Annotated in this window: 17 protein-coding genes, 3 pseudogenes and 1 other annotated feature; of the genes and pseudogenes, 12 read left to right on the top strand and 8 right to left on the bottom strand. The window is 51.5% G+C overall.

Annotated elements, in window-relative coordinates; genetic code table 11:
* Nucleotides 1-46: 46 nt before the first annotated feature.
* Together istB and istA are read right to left on the bottom strand one after the other, a co-directional pair.
* Nucleotides 47-856 (bottom strand): IS21-like element ISPsy4 family helper ATPase IstB, encoded by an 810-nt coding sequence (gene istB, locus AC4ANE_RS24800; RefSeq protein ID WP_005741073.1) that lies wholly within the window; start codon nucleotides 854-856, stop codon nucleotides 47-49.
* Complete coding sequence (gene istA, locus AC4ANE_RS24795) at nucleotides 853-1,875, bottom strand: IS21-like element ISPsy4 family transposase (RefSeq protein ID WP_002551322.1); 1,023 nt, start codon at nucleotides 1,873-1,875, stop codon at nucleotides 853-855. The genes istB and istA overlap by 4 nt, the downstream gene beginning before the upstream one ends.
* Nucleotides 1,876-2,188: 313 nt before the next feature.
* On the opposite strand from istA, the gene AC4ANE_RS24790 reads away from it, so the two are divergent.
* The 6 genes and pseudogenes from AC4ANE_RS24790 (at nucleotide 2,189) to tnpA (ending at nucleotide 7,654) form a co-directional block, all read left to right on the top strand.
* Nucleotides 2,189-3,223: an IS110-like element ISPsy16 family transposase gene (locus tag AC4ANE_RS24790; protein WP_015060660.1), complete on the top strand. Its 1,035-nt coding sequence runs from the start codon at nucleotides 2,189-2,191 to the stop codon at nucleotides 3,221-3,223.
* A gap of 348 nt (nucleotides 3,224-3,571) precedes the next feature.
* Nucleotides 3,572-3,822, top strand: a pseudogene (locus tag AC4ANE_RS24785) (IS5/IS1182 family transposase); the annotation flags it as partial.
* A 282-nt stretch (nucleotides 3,823-4,104) separates the two neighbouring features.
* Entirely contained in the window at nucleotides 4,105-5,145 is a 1,041-nt protein-coding gene (locus AC4ANE_RS24780) for an alpha/beta fold hydrolase (protein WP_057443019.1), read from the top strand.
* A 353-nt stretch (nucleotides 5,146-5,498) separates the two neighbouring features.
* Nucleotides 5,499-5,774 (top strand): hypothetical protein, encoded by a 276-nt coding sequence (locus AC4ANE_RS24775; RefSeq protein WP_032074545.1) that lies wholly within the window; start codon nucleotides 5,499-5,501, stop codon nucleotides 5,772-5,774.
* Between the two features lie 66 nt (nucleotides 5,775-5,840).
* A protein-coding gene (locus AC4ANE_RS24770; RefSeq protein WP_095178853.1) for an IS3-like element IS51 family transposase occupies nucleotides 5,841-7,063 on the top strand; the annotation gives its coding sequence in 2 pieces (ribosomal slippage) (nucleotides 5,841-6,126 and nucleotides 6,126-7,063; 1,224 coding nt in all).
* Nucleotides 6,119-6,235, top strand: a sequence feature (AL1L pseudoknot). (Overlaps the previous gene by 117 nt.)
* 258 nt (nucleotides 7,064-7,321) lie before the next feature.
* The gene (tnpA, locus tag AC4ANE_RS24765) at nucleotides 7,322-7,654 is read left to right on the top strand and encodes an IS66-like element accessory protein TnpA (protein WP_080719056.1); all 333 of its coding nucleotides are present in this window, start codon (nucleotides 7,322-7,324) and stop codon (nucleotides 7,652-7,654) included.
* Between the two features lie 125 nt (nucleotides 7,655-7,779).
* Here the strand turns inward: tnpA and AC4ANE_RS24760 are convergent.
* Nucleotides 7,780-8,391 (bottom strand): annotated as a pseudogene (locus tag AC4ANE_RS24760) (IS5-like element ISPsy2 family transposase); the annotation flags it as partial.
* 593 nt (nucleotides 8,392-8,984) lie between these two features.
* Here AC4ANE_RS24760 and AC4ANE_RS24755 point away from each other — a divergent pair.
* Nucleotides 8,985-11,267: a C48 family peptidase gene (locus AC4ANE_RS24755; protein ID WP_200877642.1), complete on the top strand. Its 2,283-nt coding sequence runs from the start codon at nucleotides 8,985-8,987 to the stop codon at nucleotides 11,265-11,267.
* A 158-nt stretch (nucleotides 11,268-11,425) separates the two neighbouring features.
* Here the strand turns inward: AC4ANE_RS24755 and AC4ANE_RS24750 are convergent.
* Nucleotides 11,426-11,743: pseudogene (locus tag AC4ANE_RS24750) on the bottom strand (integrase core domain-containing protein); the annotation flags it as partial.
* Between the two features lie 190 nt (nucleotides 11,744-11,933).
* Here AC4ANE_RS24750 and AC4ANE_RS24745 point away from each other — a divergent pair.
* The 3 genes from AC4ANE_RS24745 (at nucleotide 11,934) to AC4ANE_RS24735 (ending at nucleotide 14,219) form a co-directional block, all read left to right on the top strand.
* The gene (locus tag AC4ANE_RS24745; RefSeq protein ID WP_223812328.1) at nucleotides 11,934-12,443 is read left to right on the top strand and encodes a hypothetical protein; all 510 of its coding nucleotides are present in this window, start codon (nucleotides 11,934-11,936) and stop codon (nucleotides 12,441-12,443) included.
* 398 nt (nucleotides 12,444-12,841) lie between these two features.
* A complete protein-coding gene (locus AC4ANE_RS24740) occupies nucleotides 12,842-13,357 on the top strand; it encodes a GAF domain-containing protein (protein ID WP_031598251.1) in 516 nt (171 codons plus the stop codon).
* Between the two features lie 331 nt (nucleotides 13,358-13,688).
* The gene (locus AC4ANE_RS24735) at nucleotides 13,689-14,219 is read left to right on the top strand and encodes a hypothetical protein (RefSeq protein ID WP_031598249.1); all 531 of its coding nucleotides are present in this window, start codon (nucleotides 13,689-13,691) and stop codon (nucleotides 14,217-14,219) included.
* 101 nt (nucleotides 14,220-14,320) lie between these two features.
* Here AC4ANE_RS24735 and AC4ANE_RS24730 read toward each other — a convergent pair whose 3' ends face one another.
* Nucleotides 14,321-15,280, bottom strand: coding sequence for a tyrosine-type recombinase/integrase (locus AC4ANE_RS24730; protein WP_002556075.1), 960 nt, complete (start codon nucleotides 15,278-15,280; stop codon nucleotides 14,321-14,323).
* Between the two features lie 337 nt (nucleotides 15,281-15,617).
* Here AC4ANE_RS24730 and AC4ANE_RS24725 point away from each other — a divergent pair, with 337 nt between their 5' ends.
* Both AC4ANE_RS24725 and AC4ANE_RS24720 read left to right on the top strand, forming a co-directional pair.
* A complete protein-coding gene (locus tag AC4ANE_RS24725; protein WP_002556076.1) occupies nucleotides 15,618-15,866 on the top strand; it encodes a type II toxin-antitoxin system prevent-host-death family antitoxin in 249 nt (82 codons plus the stop codon).
* A 12-nt stretch (nucleotides 15,867-15,878) separates the two neighbouring features.
* Complete coding sequence (locus tag AC4ANE_RS24720; protein ID WP_002556077.1) at nucleotides 15,879-16,229, top strand: type II toxin-antitoxin system RelE/ParE family toxin; 351 nt, start codon at nucleotides 15,879-15,881, stop codon at nucleotides 16,227-16,229.
* Between the two features lie 93 nt (nucleotides 16,230-16,322).
* On the opposite strand, the gene AC4ANE_RS24715 is transcribed toward AC4ANE_RS24720, so the two are convergent.
* Genes AC4ANE_RS24715 through AC4ANE_RS24705 form a run of 3 tightly spaced genes read right to left on the bottom strand, consistent with a single transcriptional unit; the run spans nucleotide 16,323 to nucleotide 21,029 of the window.
* Nucleotides 16,323-16,727 (bottom strand): hypothetical protein, encoded by a 405-nt coding sequence (locus tag AC4ANE_RS24715; protein ID WP_031598244.1) that lies wholly within the window; start codon nucleotides 16,725-16,727, stop codon nucleotides 16,323-16,325.
* On the bottom strand, nucleotides 16,717-19,539 hold the full coding sequence (locus AC4ANE_RS24710) for an RHS repeat-associated core domain-containing protein (RefSeq protein ID WP_031598243.1): 2,823 nt from the start codon (nucleotides 19,537-19,539) through the stop codon (nucleotides 16,717-16,719). Before AC4ANE_RS24710 ends, AC4ANE_RS24715 begins: the two co-directional genes overlap by 11 nt.
* Nucleotides 19,536-21,029, bottom strand: coding sequence for an RHS repeat domain-containing protein (locus AC4ANE_RS24705; protein ID WP_460408564.1), 1,494 nt, complete (start codon nucleotides 21,027-21,029; stop codon nucleotides 19,536-19,538). Before AC4ANE_RS24705 ends, AC4ANE_RS24710 begins: the two co-directional genes overlap by 4 nt.
* Between the last annotated feature and the right edge of the window lie 3 nt (nucleotides 21,030-21,032).

The raw sequence follows: 21,032 nt of genomic DNA, 5'->3' as shown, positions 1-21,032 counted from the left end.
TCAACGCCAACTAAAAAGTGACCCCCTTCCGTGCTAAATCGCCAACTTAGTTTTGACCCCCCTCGGGTTCATATTTTCGAGCCGGTTCGGCCCGAGAAGATTTGGTTCCTGCTTTGCGCTTGTCCTTGAGTCGATAGCTTTCACCTGTCATCTGCACGATATGGGCATGATGTAACAGCCTGTCCAGCATGGCCGCTGTCAGTGTTTGATCATCCGCAAAGGTTCCGGCCCACTGGGTAAACGGCAAGTTACTCGTGAGGATCAGGCTGCCTTGCTCGTAGCGCTTGGCGACAACATTGAAGAACAGGTTGGCTTCATCACGACCAAACGGCAGGTAGCCGATTTCATCGATGACCAACAACCCAGGGGCCATCACCACACGACTGAAGTATTCCTTGAGCCGTTCCTGGCGGTGCGCAGCGGTCAGTTGCAGCATCAAGTCAGCCGCCGTGACGAAGCGGGTTTTGATACCGGCCATCACTGCCCGGTAGGCCAGGGCGATAGCCAGGTGGCTCTTGCCTACACCACTAGGCCCCAGGAACACGATGTTCTCGGCACGTCCAACAAAACTCAGTGCTGCCAGCTCCTGGAGCTGTGCCCGGGGGACGCCGGTGGCAAACGCGAAGTCGTATTGCTCCAGCGTTTTCACAGCGGGCAGCGCGGCAGTTTTCAGCAGGGCCTGTCGAGAGCGTTCACTTCGGGCATCGGTCTCGGCAGCCAGCAGCTTTTCGAGGAAGTCGGCAAAGCTGTCTTCGCCGCTTGCTGCTTGTTGGGCCAGGTGCGGCCAGTCCACCCCGACGCGCTCAAGCTTTAGCCCCTTGCATAGTTCTGTCAGGCGAGCATGTTGAAGGTTCATGCTCTCACCTCCAGCAGTTGCTCATAAACCGACAGCGGATGCTGCAAGCTCTCGTACGGCAGGACCCGTCCCAGGCGTAGGCCTTGGGCGGGTTGTGGGCGCAGGCTCTGTGTTGGCAGTGGTAATAGTACCTGCTGCTCTTGGGCCAGACGTACCGCCGGTTGAACACCCGTCGTGCCGTGAATCCGCTGATGAGCGACTTCGTCGAGCCATTGGCCGATATGTGCGTTGGCCGTCACCACATCCAGCGTCAGACCCGCACTCTTGAGCGTAGCGGCCAACGGGGTAATGAAACTGCCCTTCAGATACCCGTTGAAGCGCTCAACCTTGCCCTTGGTCTGGGCACGGTAAGGGCGGCAGACCTTGGGAATAAAACCAAACTCATCGGCCAGCGCAGCCAATCGGGGATGCCAACGGTGCTGGCCCTCCCCAAAAGCATCTCGCTCGGTGATGATGGTTCCGGCGTTATCAAACAATGCCTGCTCGGGCACGCCGCCAAAGTAAGCGAACGCCTCCCGAAGCCCTGTCAGCCAGGCTTCGCTGTCCTCTCGCTCGGAGAAACGGACAAAGCTTGCTCGACTAAAACCAAGTGTCGCCACGAACGCCTTAAGCGGCTGACGGCCTCGTCGAATGGTGGTGAAGTCCACCTGTATCTGCTTGCCGGGCAGTGTCTCGAAACGTACCACCGGCTCTTCTGCCTTACGTTTGAAGGGGCGAATATAAGCCTTCAGACGACTGACGCCGCCGCTGTACCCCAATGCCGTGATCTCACGCAGCAGGACGGTCGCCGGAATCCAGTGTGGGCGCGCCGCCTCAATACGCTCGTGCAGGTAGTCCTTGAAGGGGTCGATTTTGCACGGACGTGCGGGTCTCACCTTGTCACTGGGTAGCGACCGGGCCTTTCGCAGGTACTTGCGCACGGTGTTACGCGAAATACCCAGCTCACGGGCGATGAATTTGATGCCATGGCCCTGACGGGCCAACACTTTAATTTCCACAGACTGCTCCTGGGTCAACATATTGGCAGCTCAAAGCCGCCAGTTTTACCCAGGGGGGTCAATTCTAGGTTGGCGTTAGGGGGTCATTTTTACAGTGGCGGTGACACCTATTTAGGCCCACGGCGGGAATTTCAGCATGTACCAGATGCCATCGCAGAGCGCAGCGCTTTGTACTCAATAGCAAGGCGCCTGAGCAGCGGCACCGCCGCATAGGAAAACCTTAGCGAATGAAAGGGACTTCCCCGTCCAGAGGGCGCGGCGAAAGTCGCGAATCGGCATCGAAGTGCCATGATGAAGTGTCAAACCTGCATCAAAACCACAGGAGGGGAAGTCCATGCCAATTATTACCGTGGGAATCGATCTAGCCAAGGCCGTATTCGCCGTTCACGGCGTCGATGAGGCTGGTAAAGCCACCTTGGTGAAGCCCAAGGTTGCGCGGGATCAACTGGTGCCATTGATCGCCCAGTTGCCCCCGTGCTTGATTGGTATGGAGGCTTGCTCAGGCGCTCATCATTGGGCGAGGGTGTTCGCCGAGCACGGCCATACGGTCAAGTTGATGGCTCCTAAACTCGTTTCGCCTTATCGAATGTCGGGTAAGCGCGGCAAGAACGATGCCGCAGATGCTGCCGCGATCTGTGAGGCAGTGACCCGACCCAGCATGCGGTTTGTCCCTGTTAAAGACGAGCATCAGCAGGCCACTCTTTGCCTTCATCGAACCCGCCAGGGATTCATCGAAGAACGCACCTCTACGTACAACCGACTGCGCGGATTACTTTCTGAATTCGGCGTGGTCCTGCCACAAAGCCCAGAGCGATTGAGAAAAGAGATTGGTCCCTGTCTGGACACCTTGCCTGGCTGGGCAAGACGGTGCATGAGTGAACTGTTGGAGCACACCAGCCATATCGAGGATCGGCTGGTGGAACTTGATCGAGCCATCAATCAGATCGCTCGCGAAGATGATCGTAGCCGTAGGCTGCTGCAATTGCGTGGGGTTGGCTCGACCACTGCAAGTGCTTTAGTGGCCAGTATTGGAGATGGGCACGACTTCAGAAACGGACGCCAAGTGGCTGCCTGGCTCGGTTTGACGCCAGGCCAATACAGTAGCGGCGGCAAGCAGCGCCTGGGGAGTATCACCAAAGCCGGGGATGCCTATTTACGCAGTCTACTGGTGCTTGGAGCTCGATCTGTCATGGCCAACCTGGGCGATAAGCAAGACCCTCTCAGTCGCTGGATCCGCAACCTCATGGAGCGACGGGGTTACTGGCGTGCGGCCGTGGCGATTGCCGCCAAGAATGCGAGGATGGCCTGGGCCGTTCTGCATTACGGCGACACGTTCAAGCCTGAACAGGCAGAACCAACGGGCGCGTAAACACCAGAGGTCATGACTGATCACCTTGTAAGGCGTTAGGGCGAGGATCATGAGCGGATAAAAGGATCAATGTGCACTGCCGTCGTTGATGTGAAGCGGGTTGGACCTGCGTGGGGGATACCTGAAAAATCGTATGGGAAATTCAGTCCCGGTTAGCGAACGAGGCCCTCACGTGCGTCTTTCATCAGGGTCCGAGCGATCAGCTCAAGATGACCGTTTGTAGTACCGCAGTCCTTCACCTTCTTACGTCGATCCGGCATATGCAGCGGAGTCAAACAGAAACTATTGGGCTTGTGCTCAATGGGGAAGCCCTTGTAGTACGATTTTTTCCGAATTCTCTAGGCTCCCCAAATAGTCCGCGGACCGACCAGTATAACGACAGGGCACTGGGGCTCGCAGCAAGGCGACCTGTTCACGGTTTTACCTCTTAAAACCGGCTTCGTGTTGATGCGCCAGCGTTGGTAGTAAAACGCACTCACGCCTAGAATGAGAACGGGCTCGATGACTGATCGTGCGCCAGGATCGCCTGTTTGCTGTGAGCAGGTTCTGGGGTCTGGCTTGCTGAAGCACGGATGCTCGCACGCTGGCCTACGACATGAATTTTGTCTACACCCTTCTAACGCTGGATCATTCCTTAGCCTTGCTGAAATCGATCAAGCGTGATTATGTGGCGTACATACCAAACCGGATTGGGAAACGACGCTGCACGATTCGAGGGTGCCGTCGGGCCTTGCAGCAAGCAGCATCCTCTCAGTGCTTTAAAATGCCTGTCGCTGCGAGAGTTCACGCACCGAGTAGCGGGATCGACTAGCTGGGAGTTGGTGTTCGGATCGGCAGCGGCAAGACCAGTAAATCGCTGTCACGTTAAAGAGGATAGACTTATGCTGAATAATAAAAATGCCAGCAAGTTTCGGGAGCAGGGTATGCGGACAAAGAGCCTGGGCTGGACCTTGGTATATATGCAAATATGCGTTGCCGTTGTGCTCAGTTTTTATGGAGGGCTGAGTGCACGAGCAGGGTCAGTAGACTATCCAGACAGTATGGTGTGCGGTACGTACAAGCTTCGCCCTGACAAAATCGCGAGTGTCCGTGAACAAATCATCAATACGTCGAATGGCAGCATCGCTTATTATCGATTCGGTCATGGCAGCCCCATCGTTTTTTTAACCGGCTACCGTGCCACCATTTCTGAATGGAACGTCTATTTTCTTGAAACACTTGCTGAGCGTCATGAAATAATTGTTTATGACAACCGTGGAGTTGGCCGTTCGATCTCCGCGGCTGTGCGTTACGGAATAAAAGATATGGCCGACGATGCTGCAAAGTTAATTTCATCGTTAGGGCTGAGAGACGTGACTGTTGTGGGGTGGTCAATGGGCGGCGCTGTCGCTCAGCAACTTGCTCTGGATGCGCCTCAAGACGTCCGCCGTCTAGTATTGATAAACGCTATGGCCCCCGGCCGTTTGGGGGAGGGGCCGCCGCCTTCCGTAATCAGAACTTTATCAGGCAAAGGGCCGACGCATTTTTCAGCTGTCATGCGTTTGCTTTTTCCTGAGCCTGCTGTCCATCGTGCAGAGAAATGCTTCATTCAGGATATGTTTTCGCCGCAGGGATACCAGCCCGCTTCCGTTTCAGCCTCTGCGGCGCAAGCTCAAGAAGAAATCATGCGGAAGTGGTTAAGAAGTGATTCGGTTTACCACGACCTCCGGAAAATTACTTTCCCGGTATTACTTTTAGCCGGGCAAGACGATACCGTACTGTCGCCTAAAAACTCAGACTCTCTTCATAAGGTTTTTTCCAAATCTACTCTGACCAGCTACCGGAATGGCGGTCATGCGATGATGTATCAGTACCCCAGACAGATGGCTGCCCAGATCGTGAAGTTCATTCATTCAGATAATGTTCGCGGGTTCCATCCCTAAGAGGGTGTAGACAAAACCCAAGGTCGTATCCAAGGCCGCGGGCGATTTTTTGTCCTCGGCGCGACCGTCAGGACGGCGTAGGAGTGAGCCGTTTAGTCATTAGATTGTAAGGCCATATGCGCTGAATTAATTCTCAAACAGGAAATTTTACCCGTCGCGTGATCCTATCGTGCCGTAGCCCTCACTTATACTTCCAGTCAACTCGCTCCAATGCAGTCACTACGGCCCCTCCCGCGTCACCAAAGGATCGAATCCGTACGGGTTTGCAGATGGTGTTAACAGACTCAAATCTATGGAACGAATCGACAGCTGTGAGATCGATAGACTTATTCCTATCGTTAAGGTGTTATTGAATGAAAAAAGTATTTCTGTTCCCCCTGCTGGTGGGTGCTGCACTGTTGGTTGCCGGATGTGAGAAAACTTCTGAAGATCATGTGCAGGATGCCGGTAAGCACGAAGAGACATTCTTGCAGAAGCAGGCTCAGGGAGATAAACAGCAGGCAGCTGATGAAAAAGCGAAGGCTGAGAAGGACTACTCGGAGGCTAATCAAGCCCGATCTACTGAGGATCGGCATCAACCCCCTTCTTCTGATGTACCCAATTACATAAAAGCACCGGAAAAAAACTGATTCGAGGCCGATTATATGAACCGCCCCGGGTTTCTCGGAGACTCCAACCTTTGAGAGGATGGAGCGATGAAAAAACTACCGAAGTATTCCCCAGAGGTCCGTGAGCGGGCCATCAGGATGGTTTTCGAACACCTTCCTGAGTACGAGTCGCAGTGGGCCACCATCAGTGCCATTGCCCCCAAGATCGGCTGCACGCCCGAGACATTACGGCTGTGGGTTCGCCAATCTGAGCGCAACAGCGGCCAGCGTGATGGGCTGAGCACAGTCGAACGTGAGCGAGTCAAGCTCTTGGAGCGTGAGAACCGTCAGTTGCGTCAAGCTAACGAGATCTTGCGTAAGGCCTCAGCCTATTTTGCCCAGGCGGAGCTCGACCGCCCATTCAAACGATGAAGACGTTTATTGATGAAAACCGCCAGTCTTACGGGGTCGAGCCGATTTGCAAGGTGTTGCCAATCGCCCCGTCGACGTACTACCGGTACGCTGCTCAGCAGGCTGACCCCAGCCAGCAGTCAGCGCGTGCGCAGCGTGACCAGGAACTGGGTGAGCACATCCAGCGAGTCTGGGATGAGCACTTCCAGGTATATGGCGTGCGCAAGGTCTGGCGACAATTGCTGCGTGACGGACTGCAAGTCGCCCGCTGTACGGTGCAACGTCTGATGGGAGAGCTGGGCCTGCAAGGCGTGGTACGCGGCAAGCCCGTCAAGACGACGGTCAGCGACCAAGCCAGGCCGTGCCCGCAGGATCATGTCAACCGTCAGTTTGTGGCTGAGTGCCCGAACGCCCTATGGGTATCGGACTTTACCTACGTCAGTACCTGGCAGGGTTTTGTTTACGTGGCCTTCATCATTGATGTCTTTGCCCGATTCATCGTCGGTTGGAAGGTGTCCAGTTCAGCGCGTACCGATTTTGTACTCGATGCACTGGAGCAAGCCCTTTACGCCCGTCGCCCAGTCAAGCAGGGTGGACTCATTCACCACAGTGACCGTGGCGTGCAGTACGTGTCCATTCGCTATACCGAGCGTCTTGTCGAAGCCGGTATTGAGCCATCGGTCGGGAGTGTCGGTGACTCTTACGACAATGCTTTGGCTGAGACCATCAATGGTCTTTACAAGGCTGAAGTGATTCATCGACGCTCTTGGCCCACACGGGGGGCGGTGGAGCTGGAAACCCTGAAATGGGTGGACTGGTTCAATCACCGCCGCCTGCTGGAGCCAATCGGTCATATTCCACCGGTCGAAGCAGAAGCAATCTATTATCAGCAACTCACCGAGTCTGCCCAGGTGGCATGACTCAAACAAAAGGGTCTCCGAGAAACCCGGGGCGGTTCAATACGAAACGTACAGTACAGTATCAGGCGTCCATTCAAGGACGCCTATTTTATTGATTGCCCTGGCACATAGCCGTTCTGCAGATTAGCTACGTCGCACTTTTGAGCAGGTTAGACGTATGCGTCCGGCCAAGTCATCTACCCAGCCCTGCAAAGCCAAGACATGGTGTGCACTTAAATTTAAGTGGGCACCAGTTCTAGCCTTTTAAGCGGGTATTTCATGCAGCCAACACGCCGTTCCTACTCCAAGTCCTTTAAACCCCAAGTCATTCAAGAGTGTGCCCAGCCCGGTGCTTCGATTGCCAGCATCGCGCTCAGCCATAGCCTCAACGCAAACCTCGTCCACAAATGGATTCAGTTACACACGCAGCAAAATACGGCGCTGCAACCTGCTTTCATTCCGTTGCCCATGCAGCTGGCTGGAGCAAATTCGCAATCCGCATCGCCAAATATCTGCGTTGAGATCCAGCACCCGCGCGGCACCGTCAAAGTGAACTGGCCAACGGAAAATGCTGCCGCTTGCGCGACCTTTCTTCGAGACCTTCTGCGATGATTCGCATCGACTCCATCTGGCTCGCCACCGAGTCGATGGACATGCGCGCAGGCACCGAGACGGCGTTAGCCAGGGTTATTGCGGTGTTCGGTGCGGCGCAGCCGCACTGTGCTTATCTGTTCGCCAACCTGCGTGACGTCTGCCACATTGGCCGCTGTTACTACCACGCTGTGCACCAGGCCTGACTCGTCGTCGGCGCCGATGTGAGCCTTGGCGCCGAAATAGTACTGGTTACCTTTCTTGGTTTGATGCATCTCAGGATCGCGTTTGCCATCCTTGTTCTTGGTCGAACTGGGCGCGTGAATCAGCGTGGCATCAACGATGGTGCCTTGACGCAACGACAAGCCACGGTCGCCCAGATAACCATTAATTACGCCGAGAATCCCGGTCGCCAACTCGTGCTTTTCCAGCAGACGACGGAAGTTGAGAATGGTGGTTTCGTCTGGAATTCGCTCCAGGCTCAGGCCTGAAAACTGACGCAGGATGGTCGTCTCATACAGCGCTTCTTCCATCGCCGGATCGCTGTAGCCGAACCAGTTCTGCATCAGATGAACACGCAGCATCGCCATCAGTGGGTAGGCGGGCCGGCCACCTTCTCCTTTTGGATAATAGGGCTCAATCAGGGCAATCAAACCTTTCCAGGGCACCACCTGATCCATCTCGATCAGGAACAATTCCTTACGGGTCTGCTTGCGCTTGCCGGCATACTCGGCGTCGGCGAAGGTCATCTGTTTCATCATCGAAAAGCTCGGCGACTGGTGTCCGGAGATTTTGCCAAATTAGGAAGTCTTTTTCAGAGTTTCCCTAAGGGAGAGGATATTTTGAACAAAATACAGCGAGCCCGCGCGGCAATGACCACGCAGGCATGAGAGAAGTTAATTTTGAGACGGTACACTAGCGCAGCGTGAGACCTCCCTTCACTGCAACAAATGGAGTACCCGCTAAATGAGACACCTGATGGTGTGTATCTGCGGGTATTAAGCTGTTTCTTGCTGAGCGTCCGTTGGACAATCCTCTTTCGGAAAGGCAATAACGGCGCAAATCCTGAGAAGAGCGCGGACCGTTACTACCTTAAGTCGGTTGGCCGTTCCATTGTTCCTTGCCCTCCTGCAACCTCTTTTTTTCGGTTTTTTTGATCCAAGTCAATAGCGAGAAAAACTGGCCCACTGCTGGTGGAACCTAATCGCTGGAGAGGCCTACTAATGATTGTCTTGCTTAAGAGATGCGAATATTAAAATTCAAATCAACCTGTTGATTATTATTTATGGCTTTCTAATGGCAAACCAGTATCGGCGCTAAAATTACGGAAAACCCCAATACAGAAAAGTCTATGGGTATCACAGCAAGAATAATACAAAATTATTTTAACATCTCAGAGAGATTTTCTGACAGAATTGCCATCAACCAGGAGGAATATATGTGGAATTTTAATAATTGGAGCAAAAGCTTGGACGCTTATCAGAGACTCCAGGAAACGCAAAGTAAACTTCATGAGTTTCTTTCTTCTGATACAACATCCTCAGTCCAACCCGATGGGGGGGGCGCGCACGACCTGCCGCAAAGACAGCGATATTCTATTCAGCAAGCTGAGTCTCAGGGCAGGCGGCTCGTAGATCAAGCAGAACTACAAACGCAGGTTGAGCGCCGCTTTTCAAAAAAGTCTGAGACAAGATATGTAACGGAGGTTCAATTTGTTCCAGATCACCTTGAGGATACTGAGTATCGATACAGCTCTAGAAAAGTCCCCTATTGTGAGGATATAGCACTCATTGAAAGATTTTGCGAGGGTGCTCTGCTAGGTGGTAGCAACTCTAACACCGTGGACTTTTATAAAAATCAGTTGATCTCTATTAGTGACTATCTTCAGCGACAGCACATGCCAGCGATTAACGCACGTTTATTCTCTGATAGTCTTGAAAGCGATTTAAAACAGTATGCGTTTCAAAACAATCGCAGTGATACGCTGGCAATTATAGGTCACTTACGACGTATTGAATCTAACAAACACGGGGTTAGTGCTATTCTGCCTTTCAAAACAAAAAGTTCAGATTTAGACGAATGGTTAATCGATCAAGTGTTTTCCGACGAAAACCAGACTACTTCCTCATATAGATCAACTTTGCGCGCGCTCAGTCATTGGCTCGCAGCACAAGAAAAGCCGGGGCTGTGTGATCCGGACTATCTCCATTCCCACGAATTGACGGGAGATGTGCTGAAGTTCAGCTGTTTGCCAGGCCGTCACCAATGTAGCGCGGCGTTGCAACACATGCGAAACTATGACCTTGGTAGTAAAGTTCGCCTAAAGAAGCAACGTGATACCCGTAATATCCCAGACGAGGACCAAACGTTAATCTCGCACTACCAAAAAATTGCTAACGATGCCTTGGTAATAAAAAATAGTAAAGCCGGAAAAAAAACGAATCGTGATCCTCATGGAAGAACGAGCGTTGACAAGTACGCGTCTGTACTACGCTCATTCAGCGCGTGGCTTAAGGAGGAGGGAAAAGGAAGCTTGTCAACTCTTCTTCACGATCCAGAGTTGGATACGTATAGGGATTTATGGACGCACAACAAAAGCTCTTCTAATGCCAAAACGGTTGTAACCCTGCTAATGAAATTGCGTGAAATATTTCCACCCTTCTCAGTAGAAGCGGTACAAGAGCCTAGTCACTCCTCTTTTACGTTGCCAAATTCAGAGTGGTCAGGTTGGGGCTGGAATCCAGATACGCCGCAATACCCCCCTCAAAGTCCAGCTTCGACCTTCAACGGACTCTCCTCCCTGAGTGATTACGGCCGCGAATTCGACCTCAATACGCCCCAGCAAGAGCAGCCGTGGAGCACCTATGGGGACTATGGCACTCAGGCTACAATGGAGCACTCGGCCCTGCCCCCCATGAGTCCCGAGAGGATCGATGTGGACAATCTGCCGTTTACCCAGGACGTCGAAGACCCCGAGCTGCCTCAAGTGACTGAGACTTCGTGGCTGCTAGACGGACATTTGCACGCCTACACCAACGACCTCGCTCGCCGATTGCAAGAGGAGTCCAATGCCCATTTACTCCACTTTGCCGACTCGCAAATAGTCACTATGCTGAACTCCGAGGATGAAGCACAGAGAAACGTTGCGTTGCGCCGTCTAGTCGGAGACGCAGTCAACCCTGCCCCACCCATCGCGTTCATGCCCATCAACCGAGATAACGTCCATTGGTCGCTTCTCGTCGTCGACCGTCGAGATAACCACTCGCCTGCAGCCTACCATTACGATTCCATGGGAACTCCGCATCCACATCAGCACTGGCATGCCCAAATGGCAGCCTGGCGCCTGGGCCTTGATGCTTCGCAAGTCTATAAAATGCCCACCGCCATACAGCCGGACGGTTATTCTTGCGGCGATCATGTGCTGACCGGTATAGAGGTGTTGGCTCACAGGGTGATCGACGGCATGTTCGATTACGCGGGCGGCAAGGACCTGAGCGATATCAAGCCAGACCGCGACTTCATCAGGGATCGTCTTGCCCCAGCGGATCAAGCGCCAGCAGAAAGCAGTGTCAGGTCAGTTCCCGAGCCGCCCGTCGAACAGAAGAAAAAGAAAAGCAAGTGGTGGAAGTTGTAGCGGCTTGATGTATAGGAATTTCAAAGTTTCTATAAAGGGCAATCGTCCCCAAAAGTCACCTCTGCGTGATGCCGAGGTGGCGTTGAGGCTGGTGAAACGCTTTTCTCACGCCACATCGGCGTCTAAAAACGGGGCCATTGCGACGTTCTGTGTAGTGGTCAACTGATCCCGGACACGACGTTAAGGTTGAGCGGGCGCCAGTCCACCTTTGTACTGGTGTGGTCGAATCCAGTTGTAACGATGCATCAGATAATGACTGATATCCCGCTGAGCCCCTTGGGCTGTCGTGTAGCCCACACAGTCGGTATCCACTCAGCTTTCAAACTGCGGAATACACTCTCCATCGGCGAGTTGTCATAGCAATTACCTCGGCGACTCATGCTCTGGCGTATGCGGTATCGCCAAAGCCGCTGGCGAAACTGTCGGCTCCCATATTGGGTGTCCTGGTCTGAGTGAAACAGCAGGTCCTGAGGCTTCTACATCGTAGCCACAGTCATCGATAAATTCAGTGACTTTTTGATACAGATCAATAATAGCTATCAGGCTTGACTGATCATTGAACTAAATCTCTGAATATGCAATTAAAAACCCACATTTCTGGAAATGTGAAAAGTTTTTAAATATGGTAGCTAGAAACCTGTAATCCATTTTAAAGCGCAGCAAAAGATGAGTGTAAGAGAGGCTGTTGTAGTCCTTTTTTCAAAATCCATAGGCTCTCCAATTTTAGAGGTTACTATGCAAACCTATAAATACTACCCCAAGAATCTACCTGCCATTGGCACCGTTCTGCTGACGACTTATGGCTTGTTCGCCCATAAAAACGAGATCCCCAAATCTCATGTAACTGATGTTTTAAAAATTTGCAAAAAACTCACCGATGGTTTCGATGACGAGATGCATCATTTAAGCGCTCTTATGCTGATGATTGCTGACGCTCCAGTGGAACCTTTGCTCAACGCATCTGTCGCTCACAAAGGCTCCATCATCGGATTTACTTCTCTTGGCTACCTTCTATCCTATGGATCTATTAGTGAAACGGCTAAGAGCATCATCCAGACAGGTAATGGTGTTTTTCTCGTGGAGCTAAGTGGTAATATTGACAACCCTACAGCTGATCTCAAAGTTTTCAACTCTTGGTCTCAGTATCAAAAATTCCTCAAATGGGGACGAAATTGAGACTAAGAAGCATTCTTGGAAACGTCGTCAAGCCTACTAATTAATAGTAAAAAATCCATACCCATAAAACCGCGGCCCTGGCAAATGAGCGGTGCCCCAAGCTGGCCCCGTCGAACGATAGGTTCTACGCCCTAATGCATATGGTTGGCGTTGTGCGAGCGCGCTACGAAGCAACAGGAGTCTTGGCAAGGCAAGCTCGCGGAGCACCTTCCTGACGGCTGTTCAAAAGACGTTGAGTTAACATAACGCTTGCGCTGCAGCTCTGCCACAAACCTTTCGGGACTTCTGCTGTACGAAACGGTTAAGATATCTTACGAACGTCCGACAAGCCTGCGGTGCTGTGGCGCTGGGAGCGGTCTAAAAGAAAGCTTTATCTGAGACAATACACCAGGATGAACATGAGATTTTCCAATACCAACGCAGATAACCCCCTGATTACCAAAGCTGAAAATTCTGCTATCGCTGAAATCGAAGCCACCGCAAGCACATTGCAACTCGTCAGCCGCCTTACTCAGATGAGGTTCGTGTCCATTGCCAAATTTACAGAAAGCGACTGGGTTGCCTGTGCAGTTCATGATGCGGTGCATTTCGGCATCGAACCAGGTGATGCTTTTGCTTTGGAGTCTAGTCTTTGCAATGCAATGCGTTTTGATCATAAGGCTTTAGTGATTCCGAGGTTGAGCCAGGATCCAAAATACCGTGATCATCCGAACGTGAGCCGTTATGGCTTCGAAAGCTACATAGCGATACCTATCTTTTTTTCCAACGGATCGCTATTTGGTAGTCTTTGTGCTATCGATTCACAGCCAGCGGTGCTGGATGACCCAGATGTGATTAGCACTTTAGAAATAATTGCCAAGCTGATCGGCTTGATTTTCTCTATGCATATAAACCAACAGGACCATGCGTCGTAGCTACGGTGGAAAAGCTTCATATTTACAGTACGTCTGGGTTACGTATACCCCCCCCCCCCCCCATAGTATATTTTACTGTTATAACTGTATCATTGTAATTATACTAAATAGCGGTCATAAATTGGGGTGGGGGCTGGATCCTCAACGCATGATATTCAGCGATCAAGAGAAATTTTAGTTGAACCGGCGTATTCGCTCAGAGACTAACTTCCCGCGCGACGACCGCCGCGCCGGGGTAGTTTTACTGGCTGTTTAGGGTCACTCACCTGAAACATTCGCTGAATTAACAGGCTTTTTGAATCGCCCCGGGTTTCGTAGTCACGGAAAAAAAATGCCCAATAGCCAAAAAAAGTCACTTCTCGAAATGCCAAAAGATTGGCCTTTGCCAGATTACTATCTTCTTGAGCTAGGCCGCATAGCTGCAACCTGGTCGGTCCTTGAAGGTAGCTTGAATATCTATATAAAAAAGTTGTTAGGTATCAATGACCCTGACGACGCTAGACCACAAATAATCACTACACATATGAACTTCAAGCAAAAGCAGGATGCCTTTGGAACGCTATGTGACATTCTAAAAGATTCACATCCAGGATTGAAAGACTACCAGGCGGTAATAGCAGCCATGAATAAAGCGGCAAAGGCACGCAACATATATGTGCATGGTTCGCTTCACTATGACACTGAGACGGCGAATCTTTTGCTGTCTTCGGTGAGTGCACGAGGAAGCTTCAAAGTCACATTTGTCCCTACAACGGTGGAGGATTTGAAAGGTGTGTCTGTACTCATTCACAAAGCAAGCGTGGCTCTGCACAACCTAGTTACAGGGTCTAAACATCCAGGTCTTTTTCCAACACAGGCATGAAGCTGAATGGCAAATTCTTGGCATGCAGATCTCCCATCCCCAATACTTTTTAAGCCGTTTCACAGCTTGCCGCCGCTGAACTCAGTCCGTATCAAGCCACGTCAGTACTTCACTTTAAACGTCGGCGAATCCTCCGGCCGCTGACCGCGCCGGTCATAAAGGCGGGTGGTGCTGATGTTCGCGTGCCCCAGCCACATCTGTACTTTGGCGATATCGGCGTCGTGCTCCAGGGCGTTGGTCGCCGCCGTTGCGCGCAGGCCATGCACGCCCAGGTGCTCGACGACGATGCCGGCCTTCTTGGCATAGGCCTCGACAACGGTATAGATGCCGTTGGCCGTAATGCCGGCGCCGGTGGTAGTACCGCGCAGCGAGCGAAACAGCGGACCCGGCGCGGTGTCTCGTTCAACATCCTGTTCCAGGTACGCGTGGATGCGCTCGGCGGCCATGGGATGCAGCGGCAAAAAGCGGATCTTGCTGCCTTTGCCATGCACCCGCAGGTGTTTAATGCCACGCCGCTCCTGCAAGTCGCCGGTCGTCAGTTGTGCCGCTTCTTCTCGACGCAGGCCGTGGTACAGCAGCACGGCCAGAATAGCCCGATCACGCAATCCCTTGAGCGTTTCAGTGTCCGGAGCCTCTAGCAGCTGCTTGGCCTGGTGATCGCCGAGTGCCGGAGTCTTGCCTTCGTTGGTCTCAATCCGAGGCCGTTTGACGCCATGCACCGGGTTGCCGCCAGCGACGGCATTGTTATCCAGGAGGTGATCGAAGAGGCTGGCCAGTGCGGCCAGTTTGCGCCGGATGGTGGCCCCGGCCAGGCCGCGTTGTTCCAGATCGGCGCGCCAGGCCAATACGTGCGATCGGGTGACCTGGCGAAAGTCATCGGCGCTGGCCAGCCCTATAAAGGAGCAGAAATCCGTCAGGTCATTTTGATAGGCACGGCGTGTGCGCGGATTGTCGAGGTTGGCAAACCACTCGACCGCTGACGGAACTCTGGCCAACTGCTGAAATTCGACCGCCGATAGCCTGCGGTGGTCGCCGGAGACTACTTTCGTCACTTCCTGCATGTACAACCATCAATCGGATTATTAGCGATCACGTATCACCATTCCAGTCACCAAAACGACGCCAGTACCCAGCAGCGTACACGATTCGGAAAAGGCCGCAATAAGTGGTGATAACCTATTTTATCACCAGTAACCATAAAAATTACACGGTGTGATATTTTTGCATTACCAAACAATGGTCTTGACTCTGAAGGAAAAATAAAACTAGTAAAGAGCCTATATTTGGTCTATATTTGGGCTTCTAACATTAGCTTAGGTGATCCTCGGCCTAAGACAACCAAGCGTTATGCACCAGTTTATCGCGGTGCAAATACAAACATGAAGGAGGTCTCAACTCATGCGAGTTGAAACAATCAGTTTTCTGAAACGCAACGCAGCCGACCTGCCTCTCGATGAGCCATTGGTCGTCACGCAAAATGGTGTCCCGGCCTACGTGGTGGAGTCTTACGCTGATCGTAAGCGCCGCGATGAGTCAATCGCCTTGGTGAAGCTCCTGGCAATCAGCTCCCGCGAGTACTCCCAAGGCAAGCACTGTTCCACTGACGAACTCAAAGCCCGATTGAGCAGGAGGTTTACCCAGAAATAAATAGGAGCATTAATGAATACGTTTGCACTGCGCTTTACCGATGTTGCCCAGCAAAGCCTTGAGGATCAGGTTGAACACCTGGCTGTCCATCAGGGATTCTCATCAGCTGCTCAACGCATAGATACCCTTATCGATGCCATCCAAGACAAGCTCCTGTCTACCCCGTTGGGCTACCCGGTCAGCCCTCAATTGAGTGAGCTGGGTGTACTGCACTATCGTGAGCTGAACACTGACGGATACCGGATCTTTTACGAGGTGATGGATTCAGATGGTATTACCTTCATCGTCATATTGCTCGTATTAGGAGGTAAACAAAGTGTTGAACAAGCCCTCATCCGCTATTGCCTTCTTCAGCCTATATAGTGTCTGATGATCCTGCGGCCAGCTTAGTGTAAGTCTCCATTTCTGACGGCTCGTAAAACACTTTGAAAGGAGCGTAATCAACGCTCCTCATATTTAGTCCACTACCTTAATTTCTGGGCTGTTGAACGAAACTATATCTAGACTTTCGTCTGCTAGAAGTAGAGAAAAGTGAATTACTCCGTCAAGATCACCAACGCCATAAGTTTCAGCCTTGAACCATTCGATATATTTCGAATTTTCAACCTTAAATAGTGAGTAGTCGGTTCTTCTCGTCGTTCGCGCGCTATCAGACCTCCAGCTATAACTATCATTAGCAAGTTTAAAGCCGACAATGTCTTTTAACTCAAATATTAACTCTATCTCAAAAATCTGATCATTTCCAGCAAGCAATATTATTTTTAGTTCCGTCTCAGTTCGTGAAAAAAAACGCAGAGCACACCGACCAATTTCGATGTCAGGTATTATCCAGTCTATATAGTTTTCGAGTTTATCGACCATATCTCACCTTTACTCGGTCACGTCCGTTCTGAATCTCCAATGTAGGTCGGCCGTCAGAACTATCAGGGCGCACAACAATTTTTCGACCGTCTGGTAATGTTCCTGCTCTACCGTTTGGTATATCTTTAACGTCAGAGGGATTCATATCATCGAAGTCATTATTTGCTGTATCCATGTCTCCTTCAGGCTTGATCCATATATCACTAGGCCCTCTAGTTTTGTCACCTGGAATCGCATCAGGTACTGGACTATCAACACTTTCATTATGGTAACACCCTCCCGCAGGACACTCTCCATTACCCAGGGAAGGTGAGTAAAGTAAGCATGACGCCCCGGCACCTAAGCCTAAGCCGACACCTCTCCCAACTTGGGGTAGAATATCTGGAATGCTATCAAACCAGGTTGGCAATGCAATTGCTGCTAATCCCATAGGATCAATATACGACATAGGGTTGGCGTTAACGTACGCGTAAGTATTACGTCCACCCCCTAGCCCAATCGGATCACTCTGCACATACCGCCCGGTGTCCGGGTTGTAATCCCGATGATAGTTATAGCTCAGCTGCGTTTGCGCATCGTAGATCTGTCCTGGAAACCTTAGTGCTATGGCCGTGGCTTTGCCGTCGCCATCCACATCCTCTTCAGGCGCGCCTACACCATACGCATCGCTGTTCCAACGCCACAGCAGTGCCTGGGAACTGTCTGTCGCCAGTCTCGGTGTGTTCAGGTGATCGACATGAAGGTAAATCAGTTTGCTGCTGCTCACTTCACCCAGCGCAGAGAAGTTCGCCGTCAGCTGTGCCAGCGGCATGTTGTCCAGCCAGAACCAGTATTGGCCACTGGTTTTCTGGCCATTTCCGTCATAGAACGTTTGGCCGATCAGCTTGCCGCTTGGGTCATACAGGTAGGTGGTTGTGCCCGCCAACGCCTGACTACCCATGACGTAAGAGCGTTTGATGATTCGCTGGCCTAGTGCGTTGTATTTGTAGTCGGCAATTTTGTAGATGTTTGCCTGATAAACCTCGCTCAGACGGCCTTGGCTGTCGTAGGTGAATCGGCGGCCATTGATCTGCGTGTGGTTACCCGCAGCGTCCACAGGCAGTGTGGAGCCATTGACGCTGGTTAGCCGGTTGCTGTCGCTGGCATAGGTTAAAGACTGAGTCTGCGTGGCATCACTTGTGGTCAGGCTGGTAGTGGTACGCTGAGTTCTGTTGCCAGTGGCGTCGAAGCTGTAAGCCTTCTTGATGCTGTTGGTTTGCTCCTGAGTCAAACGGCCCAGTGCATCATATTCATACTGCACCGCACCCCACAGACTGGTGGCTGTCTCGGCGATATTACTGTCAGCGTCGTACCGATAAGTTGTTTGCCAGTTGCCGACTTGCTGCTGGGTCAGTTGATAGTCCTGGTCATAGGTTCTCGACAGCAGGATACCGTTGCCCCAGGTAAGAGAATTGACTGGACCAAAAGGCTGGTAAGAGATGTTGCTGGCCAGCGTTGCTGTCTTGTTGCCGATGGCCAGTTTGATGCCCGTGACCTGTGCCGCGCTGTTACGCGTGTAGGTCAGGTTGATATTCGATGGATAGCCGATCTGCACCAGATTACGGGCGGCGTCATACCCGTAATTCAGTGTTTCATAATAGTCGCCGCTGTTAACGCCAACCGAGCGATACTGCCTGACCAGATTGCCCTTGGCGTCGTAGGTATACGTCAGAACCCCGGCACTGTCCTGTAGGCCGGTGAGGTGGCCAATTCCAAGATTGCCATCAGCAGTCTGATCATAGAGAAACTTGATATTGAGCGCCGGTGTGGCCGGATAGCTTTTACTGGTCAGACGATTGAGCGCGTCGTAGGCATACTCGGTCACAACCCCACGTGCATCAGTGCTGCGAATGAGATTGTTGGCCTCGTCGTAGGCATAAGTGCTGGTACCGCCGTCCGTGCTTTTGCTGCTGATGCGGTTGCCTAAACTGTCGTAGGTATACAGCGTCGTCACGCCACGTGGGTCGACTACCTTGGTGACTTTGTCGTCAGAGTTGTAGCCCAAGGCCGTCACGCCCTGCAGAGCATTGACGATCTTGCTGACCCGATTCAGAGCGTCGAACGCTTGCTGCGTTTTGTTGTTACGCGGAGTGGTATAGCTCGACTGATTGTCGTTCAGGTCATAGCCATAACGTTGCGTCTGATCACCAGCACCCACAACCCGGATCAGACGACCTAACTCATCGAACACACGTCGCTGAAGATGGACCACGGCTCCATTGGTGTCTTTGGTCTGTTCCGCCGTCCGATTACCCATTGGGTCGAGAGTGTAATTGATGCTTTCACCAAGCCGATTGCGCACCCCGATAAGCCTGCGGGCATCGTCATAGCTGTACTTGACCCAGTTTCCATCAGCCGTGGTCACTTGCAGCAAATCACCGACTTCGTTGTACCCATACTGGGTAGTCGACGAATCAACAGTCAGACTGGCAAGCCAGCCTTGAGGGGTGTAGCTGAGGGTCGTCACCACCCCGTTTGGGTCAGTGACACTTTGCGGATTGCCGTAGCTGTCGAAACTGGCAAGCGTGTAGACCTGACCCAGCGCGTTGGTCACCGTTGTAAGGTTGCCTTGGGCGTCGTATGCATACCGAGTAACATCATCCACGTCAGTACGCGCGCCATCCACACTCGCAACCTGCCCCAAGGCAGTATAGGTCCGGCTGATCGTGCCGGCCTGGGCAGAACATGCCAGCCAAGCGCAGGCAATACCTACTGCAGTTTTACGCAAGAAAGAAACGGTCATGCTCAGATCCTTGAAATAGGGAGTGCTCATCGGGATGTGCTCTGCCGAGTGAGCTCGCGTCCTTGATTGTCATAGCTATACACAGTCACGCGATTGGGTTCAATTACCCTGATTGGCAGAAAACGATCAGGGTCCCATTCCGTTGTAGTGGTGCGTGCCAAGCTAGTACCGCTGGCCTCGGTGCGGCTGATTTCCAGGCCCCTGTCGTTGTACTCATAAGTGGTAACCAAGCCTTTGGCATCGGTTTTGGTCAGTACGAGGCCGCGGTCGTTATAGGTGTAGGAGGAGTTGGTAGCTGGGCAGTCGGGGGTAGGTTCACCTTTAACTTCGACTAATCGCTTCACGCCGGAAATAATTTCGTACCTATATGTTGTATCTTTACCAAGCTCATTTGTTACGACACTGGATAAGTCAGATGTATAAGATATCTTGACCGCACCCGCATTACCTGCATGCTGACTGGAAATAGCCCTGCCTGCCCTGTCATAAGCCCAAGTGGCAAAGCGAACACCTCGCTCATCTGTAATCCCTGTAAGTAGATTACGGCTGAAAGAGTCTTCGCAGTGGTACTTTCTGATAGAGACACTACCGTTAGAAGTCAGTTGCCGCTCGGTCAAATTTTGATTATTATCATATACGAAAGTAATATCTTGCGTAGTTGTCTTTACTGATTTAATCCTACGTCGCGCGCCTTCCACCAAGACAACAGACTCGCCATAGTTATTGTTTACAACTATCTCACGCCCTGTACCTCGCTTACTGTAAACCAACTTATATACAACCCCTTGCGGATCATTAACTTGAGTCAGATCACCCGAAGCTGAAAAAAATAATACCTCATGATTTAAGCCGTCATATCGCCACGAATCGTTTTCCTTTTTTAGAATTCCGACATCAGTTTTGGAAATGTAATTTTCAGTACTCGGCGAAAATAGATTTTCTTTACCGTCCGATCTTACCATAACCGCAGATCGATCCGAAAAGAAAAGGTAGGTAGAAAAATTATGTCTCCAAAGACTGTCCGAGCTATTATAGAAACGCGAAATCCTCATGGTTTTCGATTCAAAGTCAGTTTCATCTTGAATCTTATTTCCATATGTGAAATTGATAGGATTCCCTGCTAGAGTTGATGGGCTCGAGCAACTCATAGAGTGATCATCGCGCCCTTTAGCAGACTCCTTTGTACAAGCACTGTACCGTGGATTTGGTCTCTCTCCCTCAGGACAGTTTAGTGTAATCAACACCCCATCGCCAAACGTAGTTGGATAAGAAGAGTTAAAACCACATGCGTAATAGAACTGAGATATATATCGATTATTTTCGGGTTTATAGAACTGTGTCATATGCGGCCACGACTCATATAGTGTTTCGCACATCTGCTCTGGCGTTTCAAAATAAGCGTCAGGAAGGTTGCCGTCCGTCCTCCAAGTTTTATAAACGTCTGCACGAACAGGCGACAAGTATATAGCTTGAGCAATAAAGACTAAAAAAGTCTTGAAAAAAATCTTTTTACTTTTCATGAA

It is taken from the genome of Pseudomonas sp. Pme6b, from assembly GCF_058129925.1.
This window is presented reverse-complemented; position numbering and strand designations above follow the sequence as displayed.

Coding starts and splice junctions, on each gene's coding strand:
- istB (WP_005741073.1), bottom strand. CDS start 856: ATGAACCTTCAACATGCTCGCCTGACAGAACTATGCAAGGGGCTAAAG.
- AC4ANE_RS24720 (WP_002556077.1), top strand. CDS start 15,879: ATGAATACGTTTGCACTGCGCTTTACCGATGTTGCCCAGCAAAGCCTT.
- AC4ANE_RS24715 (WP_031598244.1), bottom strand. CDS start 16,727: ATGGTCGATAAACTCGAAAACTATATAGACTGGATAATACCTGACATC.
- AC4ANE_RS24780 (WP_057443019.1), top strand. CDS start 4,105: ATGCTGAATAATAAAAATGCCAGCAAGTTTCGGGAGCAGGGTATGCGG.
- AC4ANE_RS24725 (WP_002556076.1), top strand. CDS start 15,618: ATGCGAGTTGAAACAATCAGTTTTCTGAAACGCAACGCAGCCGACCTG.
- AC4ANE_RS24740 (WP_031598251.1), top strand. CDS start 12,842: ATGAGATTTTCCAATACCAACGCAGATAACCCCCTGATTACCAAAGCT.
- tnpA (WP_080719056.1), top strand. CDS start 7,322: ATGCAGCCAACACGCCGTTCCTACTCCAAGTCCTTTAAACCCCAAGTC.
- AC4ANE_RS24735 (WP_031598249.1), top strand. CDS start 13,689: ATGCCCAATAGCCAAAAAAAGTCACTTCTCGAAATGCCAAAAGATTGG.
- AC4ANE_RS24705 (WP_460408564.1), bottom strand. CDS start 21,029: ATGAAAAGTAAAAAGATTTTTTTCAAGACTTTTTTAGTCTTTATTGCT.
- AC4ANE_RS24775 (WP_032074545.1), top strand. CDS start 5,499: ATGAAAAAAGTATTTCTGTTCCCCCTGCTGGTGGGTGCTGCACTGTTG.
- AC4ANE_RS24745 (WP_223812328.1), top strand. CDS start 11,934: ATGAGTGTAAGAGAGGCTGTTGTAGTCCTTTTTTCAAAATCCATAGGC.
- AC4ANE_RS24790 (WP_015060660.1), top strand. CDS start 2,189: ATGCCAATTATTACCGTGGGAATCGATCTAGCCAAGGCCGTATTCGCC.
- AC4ANE_RS24730 (WP_002556075.1), bottom strand. CDS start 15,280: ATGCAGGAAGTGACGAAAGTAGTCTCCGGCGACCACCGCAGGCTATCG.
- AC4ANE_RS24755 (WP_200877642.1), top strand. CDS start 8,985: ATGGGTATCACAGCAAGAATAATACAAAATTATTTTAACATCTCAGAG.
- AC4ANE_RS24710 (WP_031598243.1), bottom strand. CDS start 19,539: ATGAGCACTCCCTATTTCAAGGATCTGAGCATGACCGTTTCTTTCTTG.
- istA (WP_002551322.1), bottom strand. CDS start 1,875: ATGTTGACCCAGGAGCAGTCTGTGGAAATTAAAGTGTTGGCCCGTCAG.